Source organism: Pseudomonas sp. m6p, from assembly GCF_055760375.1.
Genome location: NZ_CM147084.1, coordinates 3993886 through 4014269, shown reverse-complemented (window position 1 = coordinate 4014269; position 20384 = coordinate 3993886). Strand labels below are relative to the sequence as shown.

Here is a 20384-nt window from a genome sequence, read left to right as displayed (position 1 = left end):
TTTGAAGAACGGGGCCGCTTCGCGCCCCAGCGGGAGCAAGCTCCCTCGCCACAGGTGTCCTGAAAAACCTGCTTCGGCAGGTTTTTTATTGCCTGCGATTTGAGCATTACGGTCACTGCCGCTGACACATCCGGTGATTGCCGTGCGCGGCATCGCTGCCTAGGCTGGGTGCATCGCTCAAGGAGTTCGCCCATGTCCGCACCGCTGGCCTCACTGAAGATTCTCGATTTCTCGACCCTGCTACCGGGGCCATTCGCCTCGCTGTTGCTGGCCGACATGGGCGCCGAAGTGCTGCGCATCGAGTCGCCCACGCGCATGGACCTGCTGCGGGTGTTGCCGCCGCATGATCAAGGGGTGTCCGCCAGCCACGCTTACCTCAATCGCAACAAGCGCAGTCTGGCGCTGGATCTCAAGCAGCCAGAGGCGCTGGAGGTGATCAGGCAGTTGCTGGGCGAATACGACATCGTTCTGGAACAGTTCCGTCCCGGGGTGATGGAACGTTTGGGGCTGGGCTACGAGGCGTTGAAGGCGATCAACCCGAAGCTGATTTACGTGTCGATCACCGGCTACGGCCAGACCGGCCCGTACAAGGATCGCGCCGGGCATGACATCAATTATCTGGCGCTGGCCGGGCTCTCCAGCTACACCGGCCGCGCCGACAGCGGGCCGTTGCCGTTGGGCATGCAGGTGGCGGATATCGCGGGCGGTTCACTGCATGGGGTGATCGGCCTGCTGGCGGCGGTCATCGCCCGGCAGCAGAGCGGGCAGGGCACGCATCTGGACGTGAGCATGACCGATTGCGCCTTCAGCCTGAACGCCATGGCTGGCGCCGGATATCTGGCCTGTGGCGAGGAACCGCATTGGGAAGAGCAGATGCTCAATGGCGGCAGCTTCTATGACTACTACCGCTCGCGCGACGGGCGCTGGTTGTCGGTGGGCAGTCTGGAACCGGGGTTCATGCAGCAACTGTGCACGGCGCTGGGCCGGCCGGAGCTGGCGGCGCAGGGCTTGTCGTCGAAGCCTGAGCAGCAGCGGTTATTGAAGGACGCGCTGAAAGTTGAATTCGAGAAGCACGACTTTGCCGAGCTGTGCGAGTTGTTTGCCGGGATCGATGCGTGTGTCGAGCCGGTGCTGAACCTGAGCGAGGCGGTGCAACATCCGCAGTTGCAGGCGCGGGAACTGGTGACCCAGGTGCCGCGTGGGGACGGTACGACGCAAGCGCAGCTAGCCTGTCCGCTGAAATTCTCCGAGGCACTGCCGGCGCCGCGGCATGTTGGTGCGGGGTTGGGGCAGCATACTGAGCAGGTGTTGGGGGAGTTGGGGTTTGATGCTGAGCGGATTGCTCAATTGCGGGCGGCCAAAGTAATTCTCTAGCTTCTGTACCGGCCTCTTCGCGAGCAGGCTCGCTCCCACATTTGAAATGCGTTCCCCTTGTGGGAGCGAGCCTGCTCGCGAAGGGGCCAGTCGGGGCAATACAAAAACCGGCTATTCCACCCGCATTTCACCACTGAACACCAAAGTGTTGCGGCATCTACGGCACAAATACCGTCGCCCCTGTCGCACCAGGCTATGGCGCTGCGCCGAAAACGGGAAATCACTGTCGGCGCACGGGCATTTGTAGATGTAGCGGGTCACACTGCGGCGTTTGATTGCGTAGGTGTGGCAGCGATCCGGTGGCAGCTCGTAAACCCCGCGCATGATCAGTTGCCACTCCTCGCCGTGCGGCTGGATGCGGTCGCCGAACAGTTGATGGGCGATCAGGTGCGCGACTTCGTGTGCCACGGTCTGCTTGAGGAAGTGTTCGGTGTTTTCCCGGTACAGCTGCGGATTGAAGCGCAGCAGGTTCTCGTGCAGATGCGCGACACCGGCTTTTTGCCCGCGCAGCTTGAGGCTGACGACCGGGCGTTGGAAATGACGTTTGAAAAAGGCTTCAGCGAGTTGGTAACAGTCTTCGACGCGGGTATTGAGTTGCTCGGGCATGCTTGATGGATCTCCAGAGGCGTCGAGTATGCCGCAACCTCCCGGACTTGCGAATCGCTGACCTGCCGAATGGTCATCCGCCAAACGAGAAGGCCGCCTTGCGGCGGCCTATATTGGCAGATCTTGTTTTTCTCGGGGGTAAAGCCTGTCAGTTGGTGTACACCGGCCCCACGCCGAGGCCCCAGACAATCACGGTGAACGCCATGATGGCCACCAGTACCACCAGACCCACCGCCAGCACCGAGCTGGAAAACAGGAAGCCTTCGTCCGACGGAATGTTCATGAACGTTGGCAGCCCCACGTACAGCAGATACACCGTGTAGCAGATGGCTGCCGTGCCGACGATCATCCCCAGCCACATGTGCGGATACAGTGCCGCCAGCCCGCCGACGAACAACGGTGTCGCGGTGTAGGTGGCGAATGCCACGCAACGGGCCAGGCTCGGGTTGGCGTCATAGGTGCGGGCCATCCAGTGCACGAAGGCACCCATCACCGCGACCCCGCCGAGCATCGCCAGGTACGACATCACGGTCATCCAGATCGCGCTTTCGACGGTGAGCATCACCGGTGCGCGGTTGCCGATCACCCAGCCGACCTGCGTGGTGCCGATAAACGCCGAAACGGCCGGAATCGCCGCCAGGATCAGCGTGTGCGTCAGGTACATGTGGCTGATGCTTTCCTCTTGGTCGCCACGGATTTCCTTCCATTCCTGATCGGGGTGGGTAAAAAGTCCCACTACGTGATGGATCATGCCAGTCACTCCTCTTGTTATTGCCATCGCCCCCCAGCGGAGCGCCTACGGGCCAAGGTGGCCGAGCAAATTCAGGTCTTCAGATGTGTGCGGCCTTATGTCGCAGTATAGAAAGGACTTAACCGCACAGGGACTAGGGACTTAGAGCAAATCGCGCTGTAAACGGACGGGTTAATCGCAGTTATCTCTGTAGGAGCTGCCGAAGGCTGCGATCTTTTGATCCTGTTTTTAAAATCAAAAGATCGCAGCGTTCGGCAGCGCCTACAGGGTGCGTCCGTCAGGAGGCTGCGCCGCCGGTGGGTTTTTGCGTAAAATGCCCGCCTTTCGTCACACCTCACGGATTTCGCGTCATGGGCACTCTTACGGTCAACCAGAACAAACTGCAAAAGCGCCTGCGCCGCCTGGCCGGCGAAGCGGTCGCCGATTTCAACATGATCGAAGACGGCGACAAGGTCATGGTCTGCCTGTCCGGGGGCAAGGACAGTTACACCATGCTCGACGTGCTGCTGCACCTGCAGAAGGTTGCACCGATCAAGTTCGAGATCGTCGCGGTGAACATGGACCAGAAGCAGCCGGGCTTCCCCGAGCACGTGCTGCCGGCCTACTTGAAAGAGCTGGGCGTCGAGTACCACATCGTCGAGAAAGACACTTACTCGGTGGTCAAGGAATTGATTCCCGAAGGCAAGACCACCTGCTCGCTGTGCTCGCGCCTGCGTCGCGGCACGCTGTACACCTTTGCCGACGAAATTGGCGCGACCAAAATGGCCCTCGGTCACCATCGCGATGACATCGTCGAGACGTTCTTCCTCAACATGTTCTTCAACGGCACCCTCAAGGCGATGCCGCCGAAGCTGCGCGCCGACGACGGGCGCAACGTGGTGATCCGTCCGCTGGCCTACTGCAACGAGAAAGACATCCAGGCCTACTCGGACTTCAAGGAATTCCCGATCATCCCGTGCAACCTCTGCGGTTCGCAGGAAAACCTGCAGCGCCAGGTGGTCAAGGAAATGCTTCAGGACTGGGAGCGCAAGACTCCGGGCCGCACTGAAAGCATCTTCCGCAGTCTGCAGAACGTCGTACCGTCGCAACTGGCCGACCGCAACCTGTTCGACTTCACCAGCCTGAAGATCGACGAGACCGCGGCTTCGCGCTTCGTTAACGTCGTCAACCTGTAAACCCCTTCCCTGTGGGAGCGAGCCCTGTGGTGAGGGGATTTATCCCCGATGGGCTGCGCAGCAGCCCCAGCTTTTCTGGGGGAGCTTTGCTCCCATCGGGGCGGTGCGACGTTTCGCTAAATCCCCTCACCACAGGGCCTGCCCCCACATGGGGTTTTTCGTTTCATTCAATAGGAGAGGGCATGCGCGATTACAAGTGGCTGCACGAATACTGTCTGAACCGCTTCGGTTCAGCGGCTGAACTGGAAGCCCATCTGCCCGTTCCCAAGACTCCCGCGCAATTGCGCAAGATCAGCGACGACCGCTACCTCTCGACCATGGCCCTGCGCGTGTTTCGCGCCGGCCTCAAGCACAGCCTGGTGGACGCCAAGTGGCCGGCTTTCGAAGAGGTGTTCTTCAAGTTCGATCCGGAAAAAGTCGTGCTGATGAGCGCCGAACATCTTGAACGCCTGATGCAGGACGCGCGGATCATCCGCCACCTGGGCAAGCTCAAGAGCGTGCCGCGCAATGCGCAGTTCATTCTCGATGTCGAGCAGGAGAAGGGCAGTTTCGGCGCGCTGATCGCCGACTGGCCGGTGACCGATATCGTCGGTTTGTGGACTTACCTGAAAAAACACGGGAGTCAGTTAGGTGGGCTGTCGGCACCGCGCTTCCTGCGCATGGTCGGCAAGGACACCTTCGTGCCGAGCTATGACGTGGTCGCGGCGCTGAATGCGCAGAAGATCGTCGACAAGGCGCCGACCAGTCTGCGCGATCTGGCGATTGTGCAGAACGCGTTCAATCAGTGGCATGAGCAGAGTGGCGGGCGGCCGATGAGTCAGATTTCGATGATGCTGGCGTACACCGTCAATCATTGAATCGCTAAAAGATCGCAGCCTTCGGCAGCTCCTACATTTGGAATGCGTTCCCCCTGTAGGAGCTGCCGGAGGCTGCGATCTTTTTCATCAGGCTACGGACATCTCGCCCTCGCCAGCCAGCTTGCGATTCAACTGATACCGCCACCGCACATACAGCAGCGCCGAGCAGAACAGCGCCAGGCTCGCGGCCATCTCCAGCACGCCAAACAGCTGCCGGTTCGGGTCATAGGCCGCCAGTGCGCCTTTGATGAAATACAGATTCACCACAAAGCACATCCACGAGTGCGCACGTGCGTTGCCCATCAGCATCCCCGGCGCAAGGATCAGCCACGGGATCAGTTCGACCAGCAAAATCACCCACGGTCGGGCGCCATGCAGGTCGGCGAACACCATGTAGTAAACGGCGAGCAGCCCGGCGAGGCCGAAGAAGCACAGCAGGCTGACGACCCGCATCGCCTTGACGCGGGGTTCGAGCCACTCGACAGAGGGCAGGACTTTCGGCTTCTTCGCCACCCTCAGCCCTCCAGTTTCTGCGCGGTCTTGGCCAGACGCAGGCCAAGGGCACGACACAGCGCCATCTCGTGCGGATCCAGACCTTTTTTGCCATCGGCCCCGGCATGATGACTGGCGCCATACGGCGTGCCGCCGCCCTGGGTTTCCAGCAACGCCGACTCGCTGTACGGCAGGCCGGTAATCAGCATGCCGTGGTGCAACAGCGGCAGCATCATCGACAACAAGGTGGTTTCCTGGCCGCCGTGCAGGCTGGCGGTGGAGGTGAACACGCCAGCCGGTTTGCCGACCAGTGCGCCGGTCAGCCACAGGTTGCTGGTGCCATCGAGGAAGTACTTCAGCGGTGCGGCCATGTTGCCGAAACGTGTCGGGCTGCCGAGGGCCAGACCCGCGCAATTCTTCAGGTCATCGAGCGTGGCGTACAACGCGCCTTCATCCGGGATGTCCGGCGACACGGCTTCGCACTCGGTGGAAATGGCGGGCACCGTACGCAAGCGCGCTTCGAGACCCGCCTGTTCGACACCGCGCGCAATCTGCCGCGCCATCTCATTGGTCGCGCCGTTGCGGCTGTAATACAGCACCAGAATATAGGGCGCGCTCACGGCAACAGCTCCAGCACATTTTCCGGCGGGCGACCGATCACGGCCTTGTTGCCGACTTCAAGAATTGGCCGCTCCATCAGTTTTGGGTGCTGGGCGATGGCGTCGATCAATTGCGCTTCGCTGAGGCTTTCGTCAGCCAGCTGAAGCATTTTGTATTCATCTTCTCCGGTGCGCAGCAACTGACGCGCGCTGATCCCGAGCTTGCCGAGCAGTGCCTTGATTTGCACCGCATTCAGCGGGGTTTCGAGGTAACGCACCACGTTCGGGGTCAGGCCACGGGCCTCAAGAAGTTCCAGCGCGCCGCGGGATTTCGAGCAGCGCGGATTGTGATAAAGCGTCAGATCGGTCATGGCAGGTCGCTTCTGGCGTAAAGTGGCGGCTATTCTAACTGTGCAGCGCGCAATCCAGAACCTTCAGAGGCAACGGGTCGCAGGCGCCTTCAATTTTTGACCAGGGAACATGACATGACACGGCGATTGGCAGCGGCATTGACGATAATCGGGGCGTTGATGCTGGGGGGCTGCGGCAACGACTACGGCATTGACCAGAATGGTCAGAAAGTGGCGTCCGAGCGCCTGGACAAACAATGGGTAGTGCTCAACTACTGGGCCGAATGGTGTGGCCCGTGCCGCACTGAAATCCCGGAGCTCAATCATTTGGCGGACGAACTCAAGAGCAAGAATGTCGGTGTGTTCGGGGTCAACTTCGACAACGTCCAGGGTGAAGACCTGAAGAGCGCCAGCGAGAAACTCGGCATCAAGTTCACTGTGTTGGCGCAGGATCCGGCCGACATGTTCGACCTGCCGCGCAGTGAGGCCTTGCCGGTGACCTACATCATCGACAACAAGGGCAAGGTGCGTGAGCAGTTGATGGGCGAGCAGACGGCGGCGGGGGTGATGGCGAAGCTGGAGGCGTTGCAGGCTACCAAGTGAGCTGAATGGGCTTTTGTGGCGAGGGAGCTTGCTCCCGCTGGGCCGCGAAGCGGCCCCAAATCCTGCTGACTCGTGTCTCCGGCAACGCGCGGTTAACGGTTTTGCGACTGCTACGCAGCCGAGCGGGAGCAAGCTCCCTCGCCACAGTAACCTCAGTGTGCGTCGAAGGGAGTTAACCCTCTTCCAGCCACCAACGCAACGGCTTGCCTTGCGCCGGCCAGAAACGCATCTGCTCGATCGGGGAGATGTCCCAGCGCTCAACGCCTTGCAGCGCCTGCAGGAAGCGTTGTTCCTGCTCCATCAGCGCCGGGGCGCAGAGTTTGCGGGTCTTGCCGATCGGGCCGAAGCTCAGCTTGTCGCCTTCGAGGGTGTACGGCGCGAACCAGTGGTTGCAGCCGCCGTTGCCGTAAGCACGACCATCGTCGCCGAGGGTCACGGTCAGGTGGCTGTAATCCATCAAGGGCCGCTCGCCGATCCACTCCAGAATGTAGCTGCGGTTCTGCTGCAATTGCACAGGCTCTGCGGCGCAGCCCACCAGACCGGCACCGACCAGCAGCGGCAAGGCAAGGCGTTTCATCACGCAGGCTCCTGGCATTTCGGGCACAGGTGTTTGTCGCCAACGGCTTTCCAGCCCAGCTCGGCGATGCGCGCGGTGGCGGCCGGCTTCTCGGCGCTCTTGCCCAGCTTGGCGTCCACGGCGAACTCGAAGTTCAGCTCTTTGGCGCAGCTGTCGCAGTTGACCTGCCAGGTGTGGATCGCCAGTTCGCCGAACACCGGGCCGGTGGTCATCGCGGTCCATTGGCCCGGCGGATTGATCAGGTGGCGCACGGTGTCGACGGTCAGGCGCATGGACAAGTCCTTGCTGCCTTTGAGCGTGACCAACAGGACATCACCGTTGCGGATCGAGCCACCATTGCCGGTGACCTGATAGCGGCCCGGTACAAGGGCGCGGCATTCGGTGAGGGTGTGTTGCGGGTTCATCAGGGTGTAGCGGAAATCGTGTTCGACCATGGGTCCTCCAAATCTGCGCGACATGCTAGCACGGGCTGGATTGCAGGATGGCGTACGTGTGCGACCTTCGATCCGGTTCAAATCGGCTGGCGCTCATGGCAAACTGCCGCCCTTCAATCTGAGGGAACGGAACATGGCGTTGATCGAATGTTATGAATGCAAGCGCAGCATCAGCTCGGAAGCAAAGGCGTGCATTCATTGTGGTGCTCCGATGGCGCAGCAGCACGAGCACACACCGGCGCAAGCCGCCGCGACGATTTCATTCGGCAGCCTGCCGCGCAACAAATCCGTGCCTGAAGCCTTTGTTCCGCCACCAGCTCCGGAGCCGGCGCCGAAAGTGACACCGGCCGCTGTCGGCCGGCGCCGTCGGCAGCCCGAGCCCGCGCCGCAGCCTCAGGCCAACGCCGATGGTTCGCGTCCGGTGGAAGGCTGGTTGAAGATCATGGTGTTTCTGTTGCCGATGGTCTTTGTCTGGTTCCTGCTGCGCAACGGCCACTCGATGAAACAGCGCTTTTTCGGGTTTGGCTGGCTGGCGCTGCTGATTCTGGCCTCGTCGCTGTCGCCCAAATAAGCCGCCAATCCTCAGCCTTCGACCTGGTTCTGCGGCGTCCCTGCGGCCCAGGTCGCGATGTTGTGCAGGGTGGTCGCGGCAATCGCACCCAAGGCTTCATGGGTCAGGAACGCCTGATGCGCAGTGATGATCACGTTCGGAAACGTCAGTAACCGCGCCAGCACGTCGTCCTGCAGCGGCAAGTCGCTGCGATCCTCGAAAAACAGCTGCGCCTCTTCCTCATAGACATCCAGTCCCAGATAGCCCAATTGGCCGTCCTTCAGTGCATCGATCAACGCCGGTGTGTCCACCAGGCCGCCGCGCCCGGTGTTGATCAGCATCGCCCCCGGTTGCAGATGGGCCAGTGACTCACGGTTGATCAAGTGTTTGCTTTGCGCATTGAGCGGGCAATGCAGGCTGATGATCCGCGACTGTGCGAGCAGCTCCGGCAGGCTCAGATACTGCGCGCCCAAAGCCACAACCTCCGGATTTGGATACGGATCGTAGGCCAGCAACTGACAACCGAAACCGTGCATGATTTTCGCGAACGTCGCGCCGATCTGCCCGGTGCCAACGATGCCGACCGTTTTGCCCACCAGATCGAAACCGGTCAGGCCGTGCAGGGTGAAATCGCCTTCGCGGGTGCGGTTGTAGGCGCGGTGCAGGCGCCGGTTGAGCGCCAGAATCAGCGCCACCGCATGTTCGGCCACCGCATGTGGCGAATAGGCCGGCACCCGCACCACGGCCAACCCGAGGCGTTTCGCCGCGAGCAGATCGACATGGTTGTAGCCCGCCGAACGCAGGGCGATCAGGCGCGTGCCCCCGGCCGCCAGACGCTCCAGCACTGGCGCACTGAGATCGTCATTGATGAAGGCGCAGACCACCTCGTGGTGCTCGGCCAGGGCGGCGGTGTCGAGACTGAGCCGGGCCTGCTGAAAGTGCAGTTCTATCCCGCCCGGGCAATCGACGGCGAGGAAACTGTCGCGGTCGTAGGTCTGGCTGCTGAAAACGAGCGTGCGCATGTATTCCTCCTGGAACGGGGTGGCGAGTCAATATTGACCACCACCACTTTATCGGCGGTTGCCAACGCCGGTATTGCCATGGGTCAGGCGCTGATTCTGGCCTGGGTCGCGAGGCGATTGATCGCCCGCTCCAATTCCTCCAACGCCGCCGGTGCTTTCGGGTCGCCCTGTTTGAGCAGGGTTTCACTGCGCTGGCAGGCCGCGCGCAATTGCGGCACGCCGCAATACCGGGTCGCGCCGTGCAGGCGATGCACGCGCTCGATCAGTGCATTCTGATCGCGGGCTTCACTGGCGGCGCGAATCGCTTCGCGGTCGGCTTCCAGCGAGGCAAGCAGCATCGCCAGCATGTCCGCCGCCAGATCGGCCTTGCCGGCGGCCAGGCGCAAGCCTTCTTCGTGGTCAATCACGGGCAGTTCGTTGCTGCCCGTCGCACTCTCGCTGGCGCGCTCCGCGCCTTGATTGCGCAAGGCCAGCCCCGTCCATTTCAGCACCACTTGCGCCAGTTGCCGCTCGCTGATCGGTTTGGTCAGGTAGTCGTCCATGCCACTTTGCAGCAAGGCGCGTTTTTCGTTGGCCATGGCGTGGGCGGTCAGGGCGACGATCGGCAGCGGTGTGCAATGCCGTTCGCTTTCCCACTGGCGGATGGTTTCGGTGGTCTGGCGTCCGTCCATGCCCGGCATCTGTACGTCCATCAGCACCAGATCGAAGGATTCGCTCTGCACCGCCTTGACCGCCGCGTAGCCGCTTTCCACGGCCAGCACCTTGGCGCCCATGTCTTCGAGCAGGGTCTGCACCAGCAACAGGTTGGCTGGGTTGTCGTCGACGCACAGCACTTTCGGAGCACGGCTCGACAGCGGTTCGCCCGGTTCATTGCGCGGCTGGCGCGGGTTGGCCAGATCCGCCAGCGCCCGACGCAATTTGCGCGTGCAGGCCGGTTTGGCTTGCAGCTGACTGTGCGGGTTGGGCACCGAGAGATGGAACAACGTCTGTTCGGTGGTCGGGCACAACACCAGCACTTTGCAACCGAGGTGTTCGAGATCCCAGATGTGCTGGTTCAGGCGCTCCGGGAGCATGTCGTTGCTGGTGATGCCGAGCACCGCAAGGTCGATCGCCTGATCGGTCTGGTGCGCGCCGGTGACGCCGTTGGTCAGGCTCTCCAGGGTATTGAATGGCGTGACATCGAGGCCACAGTCTTCCAGTTGATGCTGCAAGGCCTGGCGCGCCAGTTCGTGATTTTCCAGCACCGCCACGCGGCGTCCGAGTAGCGGTGGGGCCGGCAAATCTTCGGTGTCGTCGCGGGTTTTCGGCAGGCTCAGGCTGATCCAGAACTCCGAGCCTTCGCCCGGGGTGCTGTCGACGCCGATTTCGCCGCCCATCTGTTCGATCAGGCGCTTGGAAATCACCAGACCCAGACCGGTGCCGCCGGGCTGGCGCGACAGCGAGTTGTCGGCCTGACTGAACGCCTGGAACAACGCGCGCACATCCTGACTCGACAGGCCGATGCCGGTGTCCTGAATGCTGATGCGCAGTTGCACGCTGTCTTCATGTTCTTCTTCAAGCATGGCGCGCGCGACGATGGTGCCTTCGCGGGTGAACTTGATCGCGTTGCTGACCAGGTTGGTGAGGATCTGTTTCAGGCGCAGCGGGTCACCGACCAGCGACAGCGGCGTGTCGCGATAGACCAGGCTCACCAGCTCCAACTGCTTGGCGTGCGCCGCCGGCGCCAGAATCGTCAGGGTGTCCTGCAACAGGTCGCGCAGGTTGAACGGGATATGGTCGAGCACCAGTTTGCCGGCCTCGATCTTCGAGAAGTCGAGGATCTCGTTGATGATCCCGAGCAAGCTGTCGGCGGACTTTTCAATGGTGCCCAGATAGTCGAGCTGGCGCGGGGTCAGCTCGCTTTTCTGCAACAGATGCGTGAAGCCGAGAATGCCGTTGAGCGGCGTACGGATTTCGTGGCTCATGTTGGCGAGGAACTCGGATTTGATCCGGCTCGCCTCCAGCGCTTCTTTGCGCGCCAGGTCCAGTTCGATGTTCTGGATCTCGATGGTTTCCAGGTTCTGCCGCACGTCTTCGGTGGCCTGATCGACGCTGTGCTGCAGTTCTTCGCGCGCGTTCTGCAGGGTCCCGGCCATGCGGTTGATGCCCGAGGCCAACTCGTCCAGTTCCTGACTGCCGAGTGGTGGCAGACGGGTTTCCAGATGACCGTCCTTGAGTTGCGCGACGGCGTGTTTGATCTGGCTCAACGGGCGGTTGATGGTGCGGCCCATGCGCAAGGCGAGCAGGGCCGCGCCGGCAAGGCCCGCGGCGATCAGCAGCAGGCTGGCAAACAGACTGCGATAACCGCGCAGCAGCATGCCGTTGTGCGACAGCTCCAGTTCGACCCAGCCGAGCAGGCGCTCGGATTCTTGCGGGATCACGTCGCCGGCGAGGTTGCGATGCTTGCCGAACACCGGCATCAGATAACGGGTGGCGTCATTGCCGCTGCGCCGTTGCAGTTGTGCACTGTCGCCACTGGGGGCCTGATTGAGCATGGTCGGACCGGCGTGCGCCAGCGGTGTGCGATCAGGGGCGAGGAAGGTGACGGCGCGCACGTCAGGCTGTTCCAGCGACTGGGTGGCGATGCGTTCGAGCAGATCGGTGTTGCCGTGGCCCATGGCGGGCGCTACCAGTGGCGCCAGTTGCTCGGCGATCATTTCACCGCGCTGCATCAGTTGGGTCTGCAAATCGGACTGTTGCATCCAGGTGAAATAGCCACCGAGCACCAACGCCATCAGGCTGGTGGGCAACAGGGTCAGCAACAATACGCGACCTTTGATTCCCAGTTTCTTGAGCACACCCATCTCCTGCATCCCGCTGAACTGTTGACTCGCACGTGCGTCCGGCACGCGACATTGGCGCAGTGTAGCGATTTGCAGGCAGGCAATCTTCGGAAAAATCATCTCGCCCTCGGCCGCCAGGGCGAGGCGCGTTTGTCCGGCCGGTCAAGCTTGGGTTGCCCGATGGCGGGCAATCTTGAATAATCGGCCAACTGAGAATTATTTGCAGATACTCATGACTCCTGTTTCCACCGACCTGCCACGCATTCTTGCCATCGAGGACGACCCGGTGCTCGGTGCCTATGTTCACGAACATCTTGGCCGTAGTGGCTTTGCGGTGACCTGGTGCCAGAACGGGCAGGAAGGGCTGAACATCGCTCGCCATCAGCCGTTCGACGTGGTGCTGATGGACATTCTGTTGCCGGGGCTCGATGGCCTGAAGGTGCTGACGCAGTTGCGCCAGAGCCATTCGACGCCAGTGCTGCTGATGTCGGCGCTGGGCGCCGAGGCCGATCGCATCAGCGGCTTTCGTCTGGGCGCCGATGATTACCTGCCCAAGCCGTTCAGCATGGCCGAGCTGCATGTGCGGATCGAGGCGATCCTGCGCCGGGTGGCGCTGGATCGGCGTCCGGCAGCCATTGCACCGGCGGCGATTCATGGCGCGTTGCGCTTCGACGACGAACAATGCGAAGTCTTCTATAACGCACAAGCCGCCGGTCTGACTCGCAGCGAATACCGTCTGCTGGAAACCCTCAATCGCAACGACGAAGAAGTGCTGAGCAAGGCCTTCCTTTATCAGCATGTGCTGCAACGCGGCTATGCGGCCCACGACCGCAGCCTCGACATGCACATCAGCCAGATCCGCCGCAAACTCAAGGCCATCGGTTACGCCGAACGGGAAGTGCGCACGGTGTGGGGCAAGGGTTATGTGCTGAGTGCCACCGATGAAAATCTCTGAGTTACCGGGGCGGCATTCGCTGTTCTGGAAACTGGCGTGTCTGCTGGTGGCGTTCTGTCTGCTGATGATCTGGCTGAGCTGGTCGTGGGGGCGCTACATGGAGGAGCGCAACCAGTTCCTCTCCGACGAGGCGCGCGGCACCCTCAGCCGTTATGCCGGCGAGGCCGAGCGGGCGTGGCAGCGCGGTGAGCGTGACGGGGTCGATAACTGGTTGCAGAGCATGGAGCTGCGCGAAGCCGCCTGGGTCGGGGTGATCGACCGCAATCTGCAGTCGTTGAGCAGCGAGCCGCTGGATGAACAGGAAATCCAGCACCTGACCTTTTTGCGCGGCCTCGACTGGCCGATCCACAAGCAAGGCCGGCCATGGCTGCGCGTACCGTTTCCGCAGAATCCGTCCGCCGGCAGTCTGGTAATCGAGTTGCCCGAGCGCTTCCTGCCGGGGAAATACCGGGTGTTCTGGCGGGTGATCACCAACGGCGTGATTCCGGGGCTGTTCACCTTATTGCTGTGTATTGGCCTGTATCGCTTGCTGGTAGTGCCGTTGAATAACTTGCGTGAGCAGGCCAACGCCTGGCGTGCCGACCAATTGAATGTGCGTCTGTCGAGCGGCATTACCCAGCGCCCGGACGAACTCGGTGAACTGGCGCGGGCCTTCGATTCGATGTCCGAACGCCTGCAATCCACCGTCGCCCTGCAACAGCAATTGCTGCGCGACCTGTCCCATGAACTGCGCACGCCGCTGAGCCGGCTGCGGGTGGCCAGTGAAAGCGAACAGGATCTACGGCAACTGCGCGAGCGCATCAGCCGTGAAGTCGACGGCATGCAGCGGCTGGTCGAAGACACTTTGCAACTGGCCTGGCTCGACACCGAACGCGCGCCGCTGCCGGACGAGGCGATCCAGATTCAGGCCTTGTGGGAAATGCTCACCGACAACGCCTGTTACGAAAGCGGCTGGCCGAGCCTGCAATTGCAGTGCGTGGTGCCGGCGTCGTGCTGGGTGCGCGGCAACCTCAATACTTTGGCCCAAGCGCTGGAGAACATTCTGCGCAACGCCATCCGTCATTCGCCCGAGGGCGGCATCGTGCGCCTCGATGGACGGCGTGACGGCGATTACTGGCATTTGTGGCTGGAGGATCAGGGCGGCGGGGTGGCCGAGGGCGATCTGCAACGGATCTTCTCACCCTTCACCCGCCTCGACGGCTCACGCCCGGGGGACGGCGGGTTTGGGTTGGGGTTGAGCATTGCGAGGAATGCGGTGCAGCGCCAGGGTGGGATGGTGTGGGCGGAGAATGCCGGGGCGGGGTTGCGCCTGAATTTGCGGCTGGTGGCGGATGACGCTGCACTCAGTTCCGACGCCATCGCTGGCAAGCCAGCTCCCACAGTGAACTTCTGTCAGACAAATACCGTGTGAACACCTGAAGCCCTGTGGGAGCTGGCTTGCCAGCGATAAGGCCATTTGCATCACTCTGGAAACTTCAGAACTGCCCGATCATTTGTCTCACCACTGGTGAGACTTTTACTGCTTATTCCCAGAAACCATAAGCACCGCACTTTGCGTGATATGGCCTGCGAACGTTTGCCGGTATGATAGGCGCCCCCGCACGTCTGGATTGCGAATACGCCATGACCCTGCAATACCCAACCATCGCCGATTGCGTCGGCAACACGCCGCTGGTGCGTTTGCAGCGCCTGCCCGGTGCTACCAGCAACACCCTTTTGCTCAAGCTTGAAGGGAATAACCCGGCGGGTTCTGTCAAGGACCGTCCGGCGTTGTCGATGATCACTCGCGCCGAGTTGCGCGGGCAGATTCACGCTGGCGATACATTGATCGAAGCGACCTCGGGCAACACCGGCATCGCGCTGGCCATGGCTGCCGCGATCAAGGGTTACAAGATGATCCTGATCATGCCGGACAACTCCAGCGCCGAGCGTAAAGCGGCGATGACCGCATACGGTGCCGAGCTGATTCTGGTCAGCCAGGAAGAGGGCATGGAAGGCGCGCGCGATCTCGCCCAACGGATGGAAGCCGAAGGCCGTGGCAAAGTGCTCGATCAGTTCGCCAACGGCGACAACCCTGAGGCGCACTACACCACCACCGGCCCGGAAATCTGGCGTCAGACCCAGGGCACCATCACCCATTTCGTCAGTTCGATGGGCACCACCGGCACCATCATGGGCGTGTCGCGCTACTTGAAAGAGCAGAGCGACAGTGTGCAGATCATCGGTCTGCAACCGATGGAAGGCTCGGCCATTCCCGGCATCCGGCGCTGGCCGCAGGAATACCTGCCGAAGATCTATCAGGCCGACCGCGTTGACCGCATCGTCGACATGGCGCAAAGCGAAGCCGAGGACGTCACCCGACGTCTGGCCCGCGAAGAAGGCATCTTCTGCGGCGTGTCCTCGGGCGGTGCGGTAGCAGCGATGCTGCGCCTGTCCAAAGAAGTTGAAAACGCGGTGATCGTCGCGATCATCTGCGACCGTGGCGACCGTTATCTGTCGACCGGCATTTTCGACGCGGCCAACTGATGGCCAAGCACGAGAGAGGCCTGCGCTTCCAGCCCACCGGCGGCAGCAAGGCCGCGCAAATTCCGACCGGCAAAAAGCAGCGCTTGAACATCGAGCGCCTGGCCAATGACGGTCGCGGCATCGCGTTTTTCGAAGGCAAAACCTGGTTCGTCCTCGGCGCCCTCGCCGGTGAAGAGATCGAGGCGCGGGTGCTTGGCGCCCGCGGCAAAGTGGTCGAAGCGCGCACCGAGCGCGTGCTCAAGGCCAGTGAACTGCGTCGTCCGGCTGCCTGTCAGCACGCCGGCCGTTGCGGTGGCTGCAGCGTGCAGCACTTGCCCCACGCCGAACAGCTTGCCCTGAAACAGCGCATGCTCGCCGAGCAACTGTCGAAGGTTGCCGGGGTCGCGCCTGACGAATGGGCGGCGCCGCTGACCGGAGCGGAATTCGGCTATCGCCGCCGCGCGCGGATCGCCGTGCGTTGGGACATGAAAGCCAAGCAGCTCGAAGTCGGTTTTCGCGCCGCCGGCAGTCAGGACATCGTCGGTATCAACGAATGCCCGGTGCTGGTACAGCCCTTGCAACCGATCATGACCCGTTTGCCGGAGATGCTCCGTCGTTTGAGCAAACCGCAAGCGCTGGGGCACGTCGAGTTGTTCAGTGGTTCTTCGCTGGCGGTGTTGTTGCGCCACATGGCGCCGTTGTCTGAAGCCGACCTGACGATCCTCAAGGATTTCTGCCAGTTCCATGACGCGCAACTGTGGCTGCATGGCGACGGCGAGCCGCAACCGGTGGATGCCACGCAGTCGCTGGGTTATCGCCTGGAACAGTGGGATCTGGATCTGGCCTGGCGGCCGGGGGATTTCATCCAGGTCAACGCCGGGGTCAACGAGGCGATGGTGGCGCAGGCGCTGGACTGGCTGAAGCCGACCGGGGACGAGCGCGTACTCGATCTGTTCTGCGGCCTGGGCAACTTCGCCTTGCCATTGGCCAAAAGTGTGCGCGAAGTGGTGGCGGTGGAGGGCGTGCAGACCATGGTCGACCGCGCCGCTGCGAATGCTGCTAGCAACAATTTGCATAACACAAAGTTTTTTCAAGCCGATTTATCCCAGCCTTTGACCGATGTCGAATGGATCGGAAACGGCTTTTCTGCGGTACTCTTGGACCCACCGCGTGACGGTGCTTTCGAGGTGGTGCGCAAGCTCGCGACCCTGGGTGCCGAGCGGTTGGTTTATGTGTCGTGCAACCCTGCAACTCTGGCGCGCGATACGGTCGAATTGATCAAGCAGGGCTACCGGTTAAAACGTGCCGGGATTCTCGATATGTTTCCTCAGACGGCGCATGTCGAGGCCATGGCGTTATTTGAAGCGAGCCAGGATGGCTCGTCTGAATCCGTCTGATCTGTCCGCGCAGCGCTCGCTTCAGCCCCGCGAGCGCAAACGGGCATTAGGGATCAGCGATTTGACGCATTGAATCTGCGTCGTAGGGAAGGTAAAGCAGCATGGTACAGGTGAGAGCACACCAGCCGATCAACACCGACGGCAGTATCAATCTCGAGGCTTGGCTCGATCACGCGGTCAGTGTCGACATGGCACTGGATCGCGAAGCCTTGAAAGAAGCCTGCGAGTTCGCTCGCGAGGCCGAACAGCAGTCCAATGCCAAGAAGAACCTCTGGGCCGAGGGCAGCGGCAGTTTCAGTACGGGCCTGGAGATCGCCGAGATTCTCGCCGACCTCAAGCTCGACCAGGACTCGCTGGTCGCGGCGGTGCTGTACCGCGGCGTGCGTGAAGGCCAGATTGAACTCGCGGCCATCAGCCAGCGTTTCGGTCCGGTGGTGGCCAAGCTGATCGACGGCGTGCAGCGCATGGCGGCGATCAGTGCCAGCCTCAGCCCGCGCCAGTCGATGGTGATGGGCACCCAGGGCCAGGTGGAAAACCTGCGCAAGATGCTGGTGGCGATGGTCGACGACGTCCGCGTCGCGCTGATCAAACTGGCCGAACGTACCTGCGCCATTCGCGCAGTGAAAACCGCTGACGACGAGAAGCGTAACCGCGTCGCCCGGGAAGTCTTCGACATCTATGCGCCGCTCGCGCACCGACTCGGCATCGGCCATATCAAGTGGGAACTGGAGGACTTGTCCTTCCGTTACTTGGAACCCGATCAATACAAACAGATCGCCAAGCTGCTCCACGAGCGGCGGCTGGACCGTGAGCGGTTCATCAGCGATGTGATGACCCAGCTCAAGGATGAATTGCAGGCCACCGGCGTCGACGCCGACATCAGCGGCCGGGCCAAGCACATCTATTCGATCTGGCGCAAAATGCAGCGCAAGGGTCTGGAGTTCAGCCAGATCTACGACGTGCGCGCGGTGCGCGTGCTGGTGCCGGAAATGCGCGACTGCTACACCGCGCTCGGCATCGTCCACACCCTGTGGCGGCACATCCCGAAAGAGTTCGACGACTACATCGCCAACCCGAAAGAGAACGGCTACCGCTCGCTGCACACTGCGGTGATCGGTCCGGAGGGCAAGGTGCTTGAGGTGCAGATTCGTACCCACGCCATGCACGAGGAGGCCGAGCTGGGCGTGTGCGCGCACTGGCGCTACAAGGGCACCGACGTCAAATCCGGCTCCAACCACTATGAAGAGAAAATCTCCTGGCTGCGTCAGGTCCTCGAGTGGCATGAAGAGCTGGGCGACATCGGTGGTCTGGCCGAACAGCTGCGAGTCGATATCGAACCGGATCGGGTCTACATCTTCACCCCGGACGGCCACGCCATCGACTTGCCGAAAGGCGCGACACCGCTGGACTTTGCCTACCGCGTGCACACCGAGATCGGTCACAACTGCCGTGGCGCCAAGATCAACGGGCGGATCGTGCCGCTCAACTACAGCCTGCAGACCGGTGAACAGGTCGAGATCATCACCAGCAAGCACGGTACGCCGAGCCGCGACTGGCTGAACCCGAACCTGGGCTATGTCACCACCTCGCGGGCGCGGGCGAAGATTGTTCACTGGTTCAAGTTGCAGGCCCGTGACCAGAACGTCGCGGCGGGTAAAACCCTGATCGAGCGCGAACTCAATCGCCTCGGTCTGCCGGCGGTGGATTTCGACAAGCTGGCCGAAAAGGCCAACATGAAAACCGCCGAAGACATGTTCGCTGCCCTCGGTGCCGGCGACCTGCGTCTGGCGCAACTGGTCAACCTGGCGCAGCAACTGGTCGAGCCGGAACGCGGCAACGAACAGCTGGAGCTGATTCCGCGCAAGGCGACCGGTTACAAGCCGGGCAAGCGCGGCGACATCCAGATCCAGGGCGTCGGCAACCTGATGACGCAGATGGCCGGCTGCTGCCAGCCGCTGCCGGGCGATGCGATTGTCGGTTACATCACCCAGGGCCGCGGCGTGAGCATCCACCGTCAGGACTGCGCCTCGGTGTTGCAACTGGCGGGGCGCGAGCCTGAGCGGATCATCCAGGTCAGCTGGGGCCCGGTGCCGGTGCTCACCTATCCGGTGGACATTGTCATCCGCGCTTACGACCGTTCCGGTCTGCTGCGTGACGTCTCGCAGGTGCTGCTCAACGAGCGGATCAACGTGCTGGCGGTCAACACCCGCTCGAACAAGGAGGACAACACCGCGCTGATGTCCCTGACCATCGAGATTCCGGGGCTGGATGCGCTGGGGCGTTTGCTGGGGCGGATTTCGCAGTTGCCGAACATCATCGAAACGCGGCGTAACCGTACCCCGTGATGTCGTTTTTCTGTGGGAGCGAGCCTGCTCGCGAAGAGGGTGTGTCAGCCGACAAGGTTGTTGCAGACACACCGCTTTCGCGAGCAGGCTCGCTCCCACAATGGTTTTGTGGTGAGACAGAAAAATGATGCACAGCCTTGAAGACCTGCTCCACCTGATGAACCGCCTGCGCGACCCGCAGTACGGTTGCCCGTGGGACATCAAGCAAACCTACGCAACCATCGTCCCGCACACCCTCGAAGAAGCCTACGAAGTGGCTGACGCCATCGAGCGCGGTGACTTCGATCATTTGCAGGGCGAGCTGGGCGATCTATTGTTTCAGGTGGTCTATTACAGCCAGTTGGCCCGGGAAGAAGGGCGCTTCGAATTTGCCGGGGTGGTCGACAGCATCACCCGCAAGCTGATCCGCCGTCATCCGCACGTCTTCCCCACCGGCGATCTGTATGCGCCGCTGGATGTGCCGCGCCTGAGCGAAGAACAGGTCAAGCAGCGCTGGGAGCAGATCAAGGCCGAAGAACGCGCCGAGACATCTGCCGCGCCCGAGCAGCTGTCACTGCTCGATGACGTGCCCGCCGCATTGCCGGCGCTGTCGCGTTCGGCCAAGTTGCAAAAACGTGCGGGGCAGGTCGGGTTCGACTGGCCGGATGCCCTGCCGGTACTGGACAAGGTGCGCGAGGAGCTCGATGAAGTGCTCGAGGCCATGTCCGAAAATGATCCCAAAGCGGTGGCCGACGAGATCGGCGATCTGCTGTTTTCCGTGGTCAATCTGGCCCGGCATCTGAAGGTCGATCCGGAAACCGCGCTGCGTGGCGCCAACGCCAAGTTTGAACGACGTTTCCGTTTTATCGAACAGGCATTGCGCGACACCCGTCGTCCCATGGAAGATTGCACCCTCGAAGAATTGGACGCCCTGTGGGGTGAAGCCAAACGCCAGGAAAAGAATCTGCCCAGCTGCGGCTGAGCCGTTGCC

Annotated in this window: 20 protein-coding genes; 11 read left to right on the top strand and 9 right to left on the bottom strand. The window is 61.9% G+C overall.

The window, feature by feature from the left end:
* Window positions 1-192: 192 nt before the first annotated feature.
* Window positions 193-1374 (top strand): CaiB/BaiF CoA transferase family protein, encoded by a 1182-nt coding sequence (locus ACYZUM_RS18220; protein ID WP_473060977.1) that lies wholly within the window; start codon window positions 193-195, stop codon window positions 1372-1374.
* A 111-nt stretch (window positions 1375-1485) separates the two neighbouring features.
* Here the strand turns inward: ACYZUM_RS18220 and ACYZUM_RS18215 are convergent, their stop codons facing one another.
* Both ACYZUM_RS18215 and ACYZUM_RS18210 read right to left on the bottom strand, forming a co-directional pair.
* Window positions 1486-1980 carry a SprT family zinc-dependent metalloprotease gene (locus ACYZUM_RS18215; RefSeq protein ID WP_003227192.1) on the bottom strand — a complete coding sequence of 165 codons (495 nt, stop codon included), beginning with the start codon at window positions 1978-1980 and terminating at the stop codon, window positions 1486-1488.
* 148 nt (window positions 1981-2128) lie between these two features.
* Window positions 2129-2731, bottom strand: coding sequence for a Yip1 family protein (locus ACYZUM_RS18210; RefSeq protein ID WP_007917515.1), 603 nt, complete (start codon window positions 2729-2731; stop codon window positions 2129-2131).
* A gap of 350 nt (window positions 2732-3081) precedes the next feature.
* Here ACYZUM_RS18210 and ttcA point away from each other — a divergent pair, with 350 nt between their 5' ends.
* Together ttcA and ACYZUM_RS18200 are read left to right on the top strand one after the other, a co-directional pair.
* Window positions 3082-3906 (top strand): tRNA 2-thiocytidine(32) synthetase TtcA, encoded by an 825-nt coding sequence (gene ttcA, locus ACYZUM_RS18205; protein WP_041067551.1) that lies wholly within the window; start codon window positions 3082-3084, stop codon window positions 3904-3906.
* Between the two features lie 182 nt (window positions 3907-4088).
* On the top strand, window positions 4089-4763 hold the full coding sequence (locus tag ACYZUM_RS18200) for a DNA-3-methyladenine glycosylase I (RefSeq protein ID WP_041067548.1): 675 nt from the start codon (window positions 4089-4091) through the stop codon (window positions 4761-4763).
* 87 nt (window positions 4764-4850) lie between these two features.
* On the opposite strand, the gene ACYZUM_RS18195 is transcribed toward ACYZUM_RS18200, so the two are convergent.
* The 3 genes from ACYZUM_RS18195 to arsC are packed head-to-tail and all read right to left on the bottom strand — an operon-like array spanning window position 4851 to window position 6225.
* Entirely contained in the window at window positions 4851-5276 is a 426-nt protein-coding gene (locus tag ACYZUM_RS18195; protein ID WP_198759541.1) for a DUF2069 domain-containing protein, read from the bottom strand.
* Window positions 5277-5278: 2 nt separating this feature from the next.
* Window positions 5279-5875 carry an NAD(P)H:quinone oxidoreductase gene (gene wrbA, locus ACYZUM_RS18190; protein ID WP_047295789.1) on the bottom strand — a complete coding sequence of 199 codons (597 nt, stop codon included), beginning with the start codon at window positions 5873-5875 and terminating at the stop codon, window positions 5279-5281.
* Window positions 5872-6225 (bottom strand): arsenate reductase (glutaredoxin), encoded by a 354-nt coding sequence (arsC, locus tag ACYZUM_RS18185; protein ID WP_047295787.1) that lies wholly within the window; start codon window positions 6223-6225, stop codon window positions 5872-5874. Before arsC ends, wrbA begins: the two co-directional genes overlap by 4 nt.
* 114 nt (window positions 6226-6339) lie before the next feature.
* Here arsC and ACYZUM_RS18180 point away from each other — a divergent pair, with 114 nt between their 5' ends.
* Window positions 6340-6807 carry a TlpA disulfide reductase family protein gene (locus ACYZUM_RS18180; RefSeq protein WP_473060976.1) on the top strand — a complete coding sequence of 156 codons (468 nt, stop codon included), beginning with the start codon at window positions 6340-6342 and terminating at the stop codon, window positions 6805-6807.
* Between the two features lie 172 nt (window positions 6808-6979).
* Here the strand turns inward: ACYZUM_RS18180 and ACYZUM_RS18175 are convergent, their stop codons facing one another.
* Both ACYZUM_RS18175 and ACYZUM_RS18170 read right to left on the bottom strand, forming a co-directional pair.
* On the bottom strand, window positions 6980-7384 hold the full coding sequence (locus ACYZUM_RS18175; protein WP_108183526.1) for an META domain-containing protein: 405 nt from the start codon (window positions 7382-7384) through the stop codon (window positions 6980-6982).
* Entirely contained in the window at window positions 7384-7818 is a 435-nt protein-coding gene (locus ACYZUM_RS18170) for a hypothetical protein (protein WP_041067531.1), read from the bottom strand. The genes ACYZUM_RS18175 and ACYZUM_RS18170 overlap by 1 nt, the downstream gene beginning before the upstream one ends.
* A gap of 133 nt (window positions 7819-7951) precedes the next feature.
* Between ACYZUM_RS18170 and ACYZUM_RS18165 the strand changes: the two genes are divergently transcribed.
* Window positions 7952-8389, top strand: a complete 438-nt coding sequence (locus ACYZUM_RS18165; RefSeq protein WP_145594356.1) for a hypothetical protein — start codon at window positions 7952-7954, stop codon at window positions 8387-8389.
* An 11-nt stretch (window positions 8390-8400) separates the two neighbouring features.
* On the opposite strand, the gene ACYZUM_RS18160 is transcribed toward ACYZUM_RS18165, so the two are convergent.
* Both ACYZUM_RS18160 and ACYZUM_RS18155 read right to left on the bottom strand, forming a co-directional pair.
* A complete protein-coding gene (locus tag ACYZUM_RS18160; RefSeq protein WP_121186698.1) occupies window positions 8401-9390 on the bottom strand; it encodes a 2-hydroxyacid dehydrogenase in 990 nt (329 codons plus the stop codon).
* 83 nt (window positions 9391-9473) lie between these two features.
* A complete protein-coding gene (locus ACYZUM_RS18155; RefSeq protein ID WP_430292723.1) occupies window positions 9474-12227 on the bottom strand; it encodes a response regulator in 2754 nt (917 codons plus the stop codon).
* Window positions 12228-12444: 217 nt separating this feature from the next.
* Here ACYZUM_RS18155 and ACYZUM_RS18150 point away from each other — a divergent pair, with 217 nt between their 5' ends.
* From ACYZUM_RS18150 to mazG, 6 genes are all read left to right on the top strand, one after another.
* Window positions 12445-13167, top strand: a complete 723-nt coding sequence (locus ACYZUM_RS18150; RefSeq protein WP_473060975.1) for a response regulator transcription factor — start codon at window positions 12445-12447, stop codon at window positions 13165-13167.
* The gene (locus ACYZUM_RS18145; protein ID WP_473060974.1) at window positions 13154-14578 is read left to right on the top strand and encodes a histidine kinase sensor domain-containing protein; all 1425 of its coding nucleotides are present in this window, start codon (window positions 13154-13156) and stop codon (window positions 14576-14578) included. Before ACYZUM_RS18150 ends, ACYZUM_RS18145 begins: the two co-directional genes overlap by 14 nt.
* Window positions 14579-14790: 212 nt before the next feature.
* Window positions 14791-15693 carry a cysteine synthase CysM gene (gene cysM, locus ACYZUM_RS18140; protein WP_041067515.1) on the top strand — a complete coding sequence of 301 codons (903 nt, stop codon included), beginning with the start codon at window positions 14791-14793 and terminating at the stop codon, window positions 15691-15693.
* Window positions 15693-17069 carry a 23S rRNA (uracil(1939)-C(5))-methyltransferase RlmD gene (gene rlmD, locus ACYZUM_RS18135; protein WP_473060973.1) on the top strand — a complete coding sequence of 459 codons (1377 nt, stop codon included), beginning with the start codon at window positions 15693-15695 and terminating at the stop codon, window positions 17067-17069. Before cysM ends, rlmD begins: the two co-directional genes overlap by 1 nt.
* Before the next feature lie 101 nt (window positions 17070-17170).
* Entirely contained in the window at window positions 17171-19414 is a 2244-nt protein-coding gene (gene relA, locus ACYZUM_RS18130) for a GTP diphosphokinase (RefSeq protein WP_473060972.1), read from the top strand.
* A gap of 127 nt (window positions 19415-19541) precedes the next feature.
* A complete protein-coding gene (mazG, locus tag ACYZUM_RS18125; protein WP_473061361.1) occupies window positions 19542-20375 on the top strand; it encodes a nucleoside triphosphate pyrophosphohydrolase in 834 nt (277 codons plus the stop codon).
* The last annotated feature ends 9 nt before the right edge of the window (window positions 20376-20384 follow it).

Excerpts from the sequence above, each read along its gene's own strand:
- ACYZUM_RS18220 (WP_473060977.1), top strand. The coding sequence starts at position 193 with ATGTCCGCACCGCTGGCCTCACTGAAGATTCTCGATTTCTCGACCCTG.
- ACYZUM_RS18215 (WP_003227192.1), bottom strand. The coding sequence starts at position 1,980 with ATGCCCGAGCAACTCAATACCCGCGTCGAAGACTGTTACCAACTCGCT.
- ACYZUM_RS18210 (WP_007917515.1), bottom strand. The coding sequence starts at position 2,731 with ATGATCCATCACGTAGTGGGACTTTTTACCCACCCCGATCAGGAATGG.
- ttcA (WP_041067551.1), top strand. The coding sequence starts at position 3,082 with ATGGGCACTCTTACGGTCAACCAGAACAAACTGCAAAAGCGCCTGCGC.
- ACYZUM_RS18200 (WP_041067548.1), top strand. The coding sequence starts at position 4,089 with ATGCGCGATTACAAGTGGCTGCACGAATACTGTCTGAACCGCTTCGGT.
- arsC (WP_047295787.1), bottom strand. The coding sequence starts at position 6,225 with ATGACCGATCTGACGCTTTATCACAATCCGCGCTGCTCGAAATCCCGC.
- ACYZUM_RS18180 (WP_473060976.1), top strand. The coding sequence starts at position 6,340 with ATGACACGGCGATTGGCAGCGGCATTGACGATAATCGGGGCGTTGATG.
- ACYZUM_RS18175 (WP_108183526.1), bottom strand. The coding sequence starts at position 7,384 with ATGAAACGCCTTGCCTTGCCGCTGCTGGTCGGTGCCGGTCTGGTGGGC.
- ACYZUM_RS18170 (WP_041067531.1), bottom strand. The coding sequence starts at position 7,818 with ATGGTCGAACACGATTTCCGCTACACCCTGATGAACCCGCAACACACC.
- ACYZUM_RS18165 (WP_145594356.1), top strand. The coding sequence starts at position 7,952 with ATGGCGTTGATCGAATGTTATGAATGCAAGCGCAGCATCAGCTCGGAA.
- ACYZUM_RS18160 (WP_121186698.1), bottom strand. The coding sequence starts at position 9,390 with ATGCGCACGCTCGTTTTCAGCAGCCAGACCTACGACCGCGACAGTTTC.
- ACYZUM_RS18150 (WP_473060975.1), top strand. The coding sequence starts at position 12,445 with ATGACTCCTGTTTCCACCGACCTGCCACGCATTCTTGCCATCGAGGAC.
- ACYZUM_RS18145 (WP_473060974.1), top strand. The coding sequence starts at position 13,154 with ATGAAAATCTCTGAGTTACCGGGGCGGCATTCGCTGTTCTGGAAACTG.
- cysM (WP_041067515.1), top strand. The coding sequence starts at position 14,791 with ATGACCCTGCAATACCCAACCATCGCCGATTGCGTCGGCAACACGCCG.
- rlmD (WP_473060973.1), top strand. The coding sequence starts at position 15,693 with ATGGCCAAGCACGAGAGAGGCCTGCGCTTCCAGCCCACCGGCGGCAGC.
- relA (WP_473060972.1), top strand. The coding sequence starts at position 17,171 with ATGGTACAGGTGAGAGCACACCAGCCGATCAACACCGACGGCAGTATC.
- mazG (WP_473061361.1), top strand. The coding sequence starts at position 19,542 with ATGCACAGCCTTGAAGACCTGCTCCACCTGATGAACCGCCTGCGCGAC.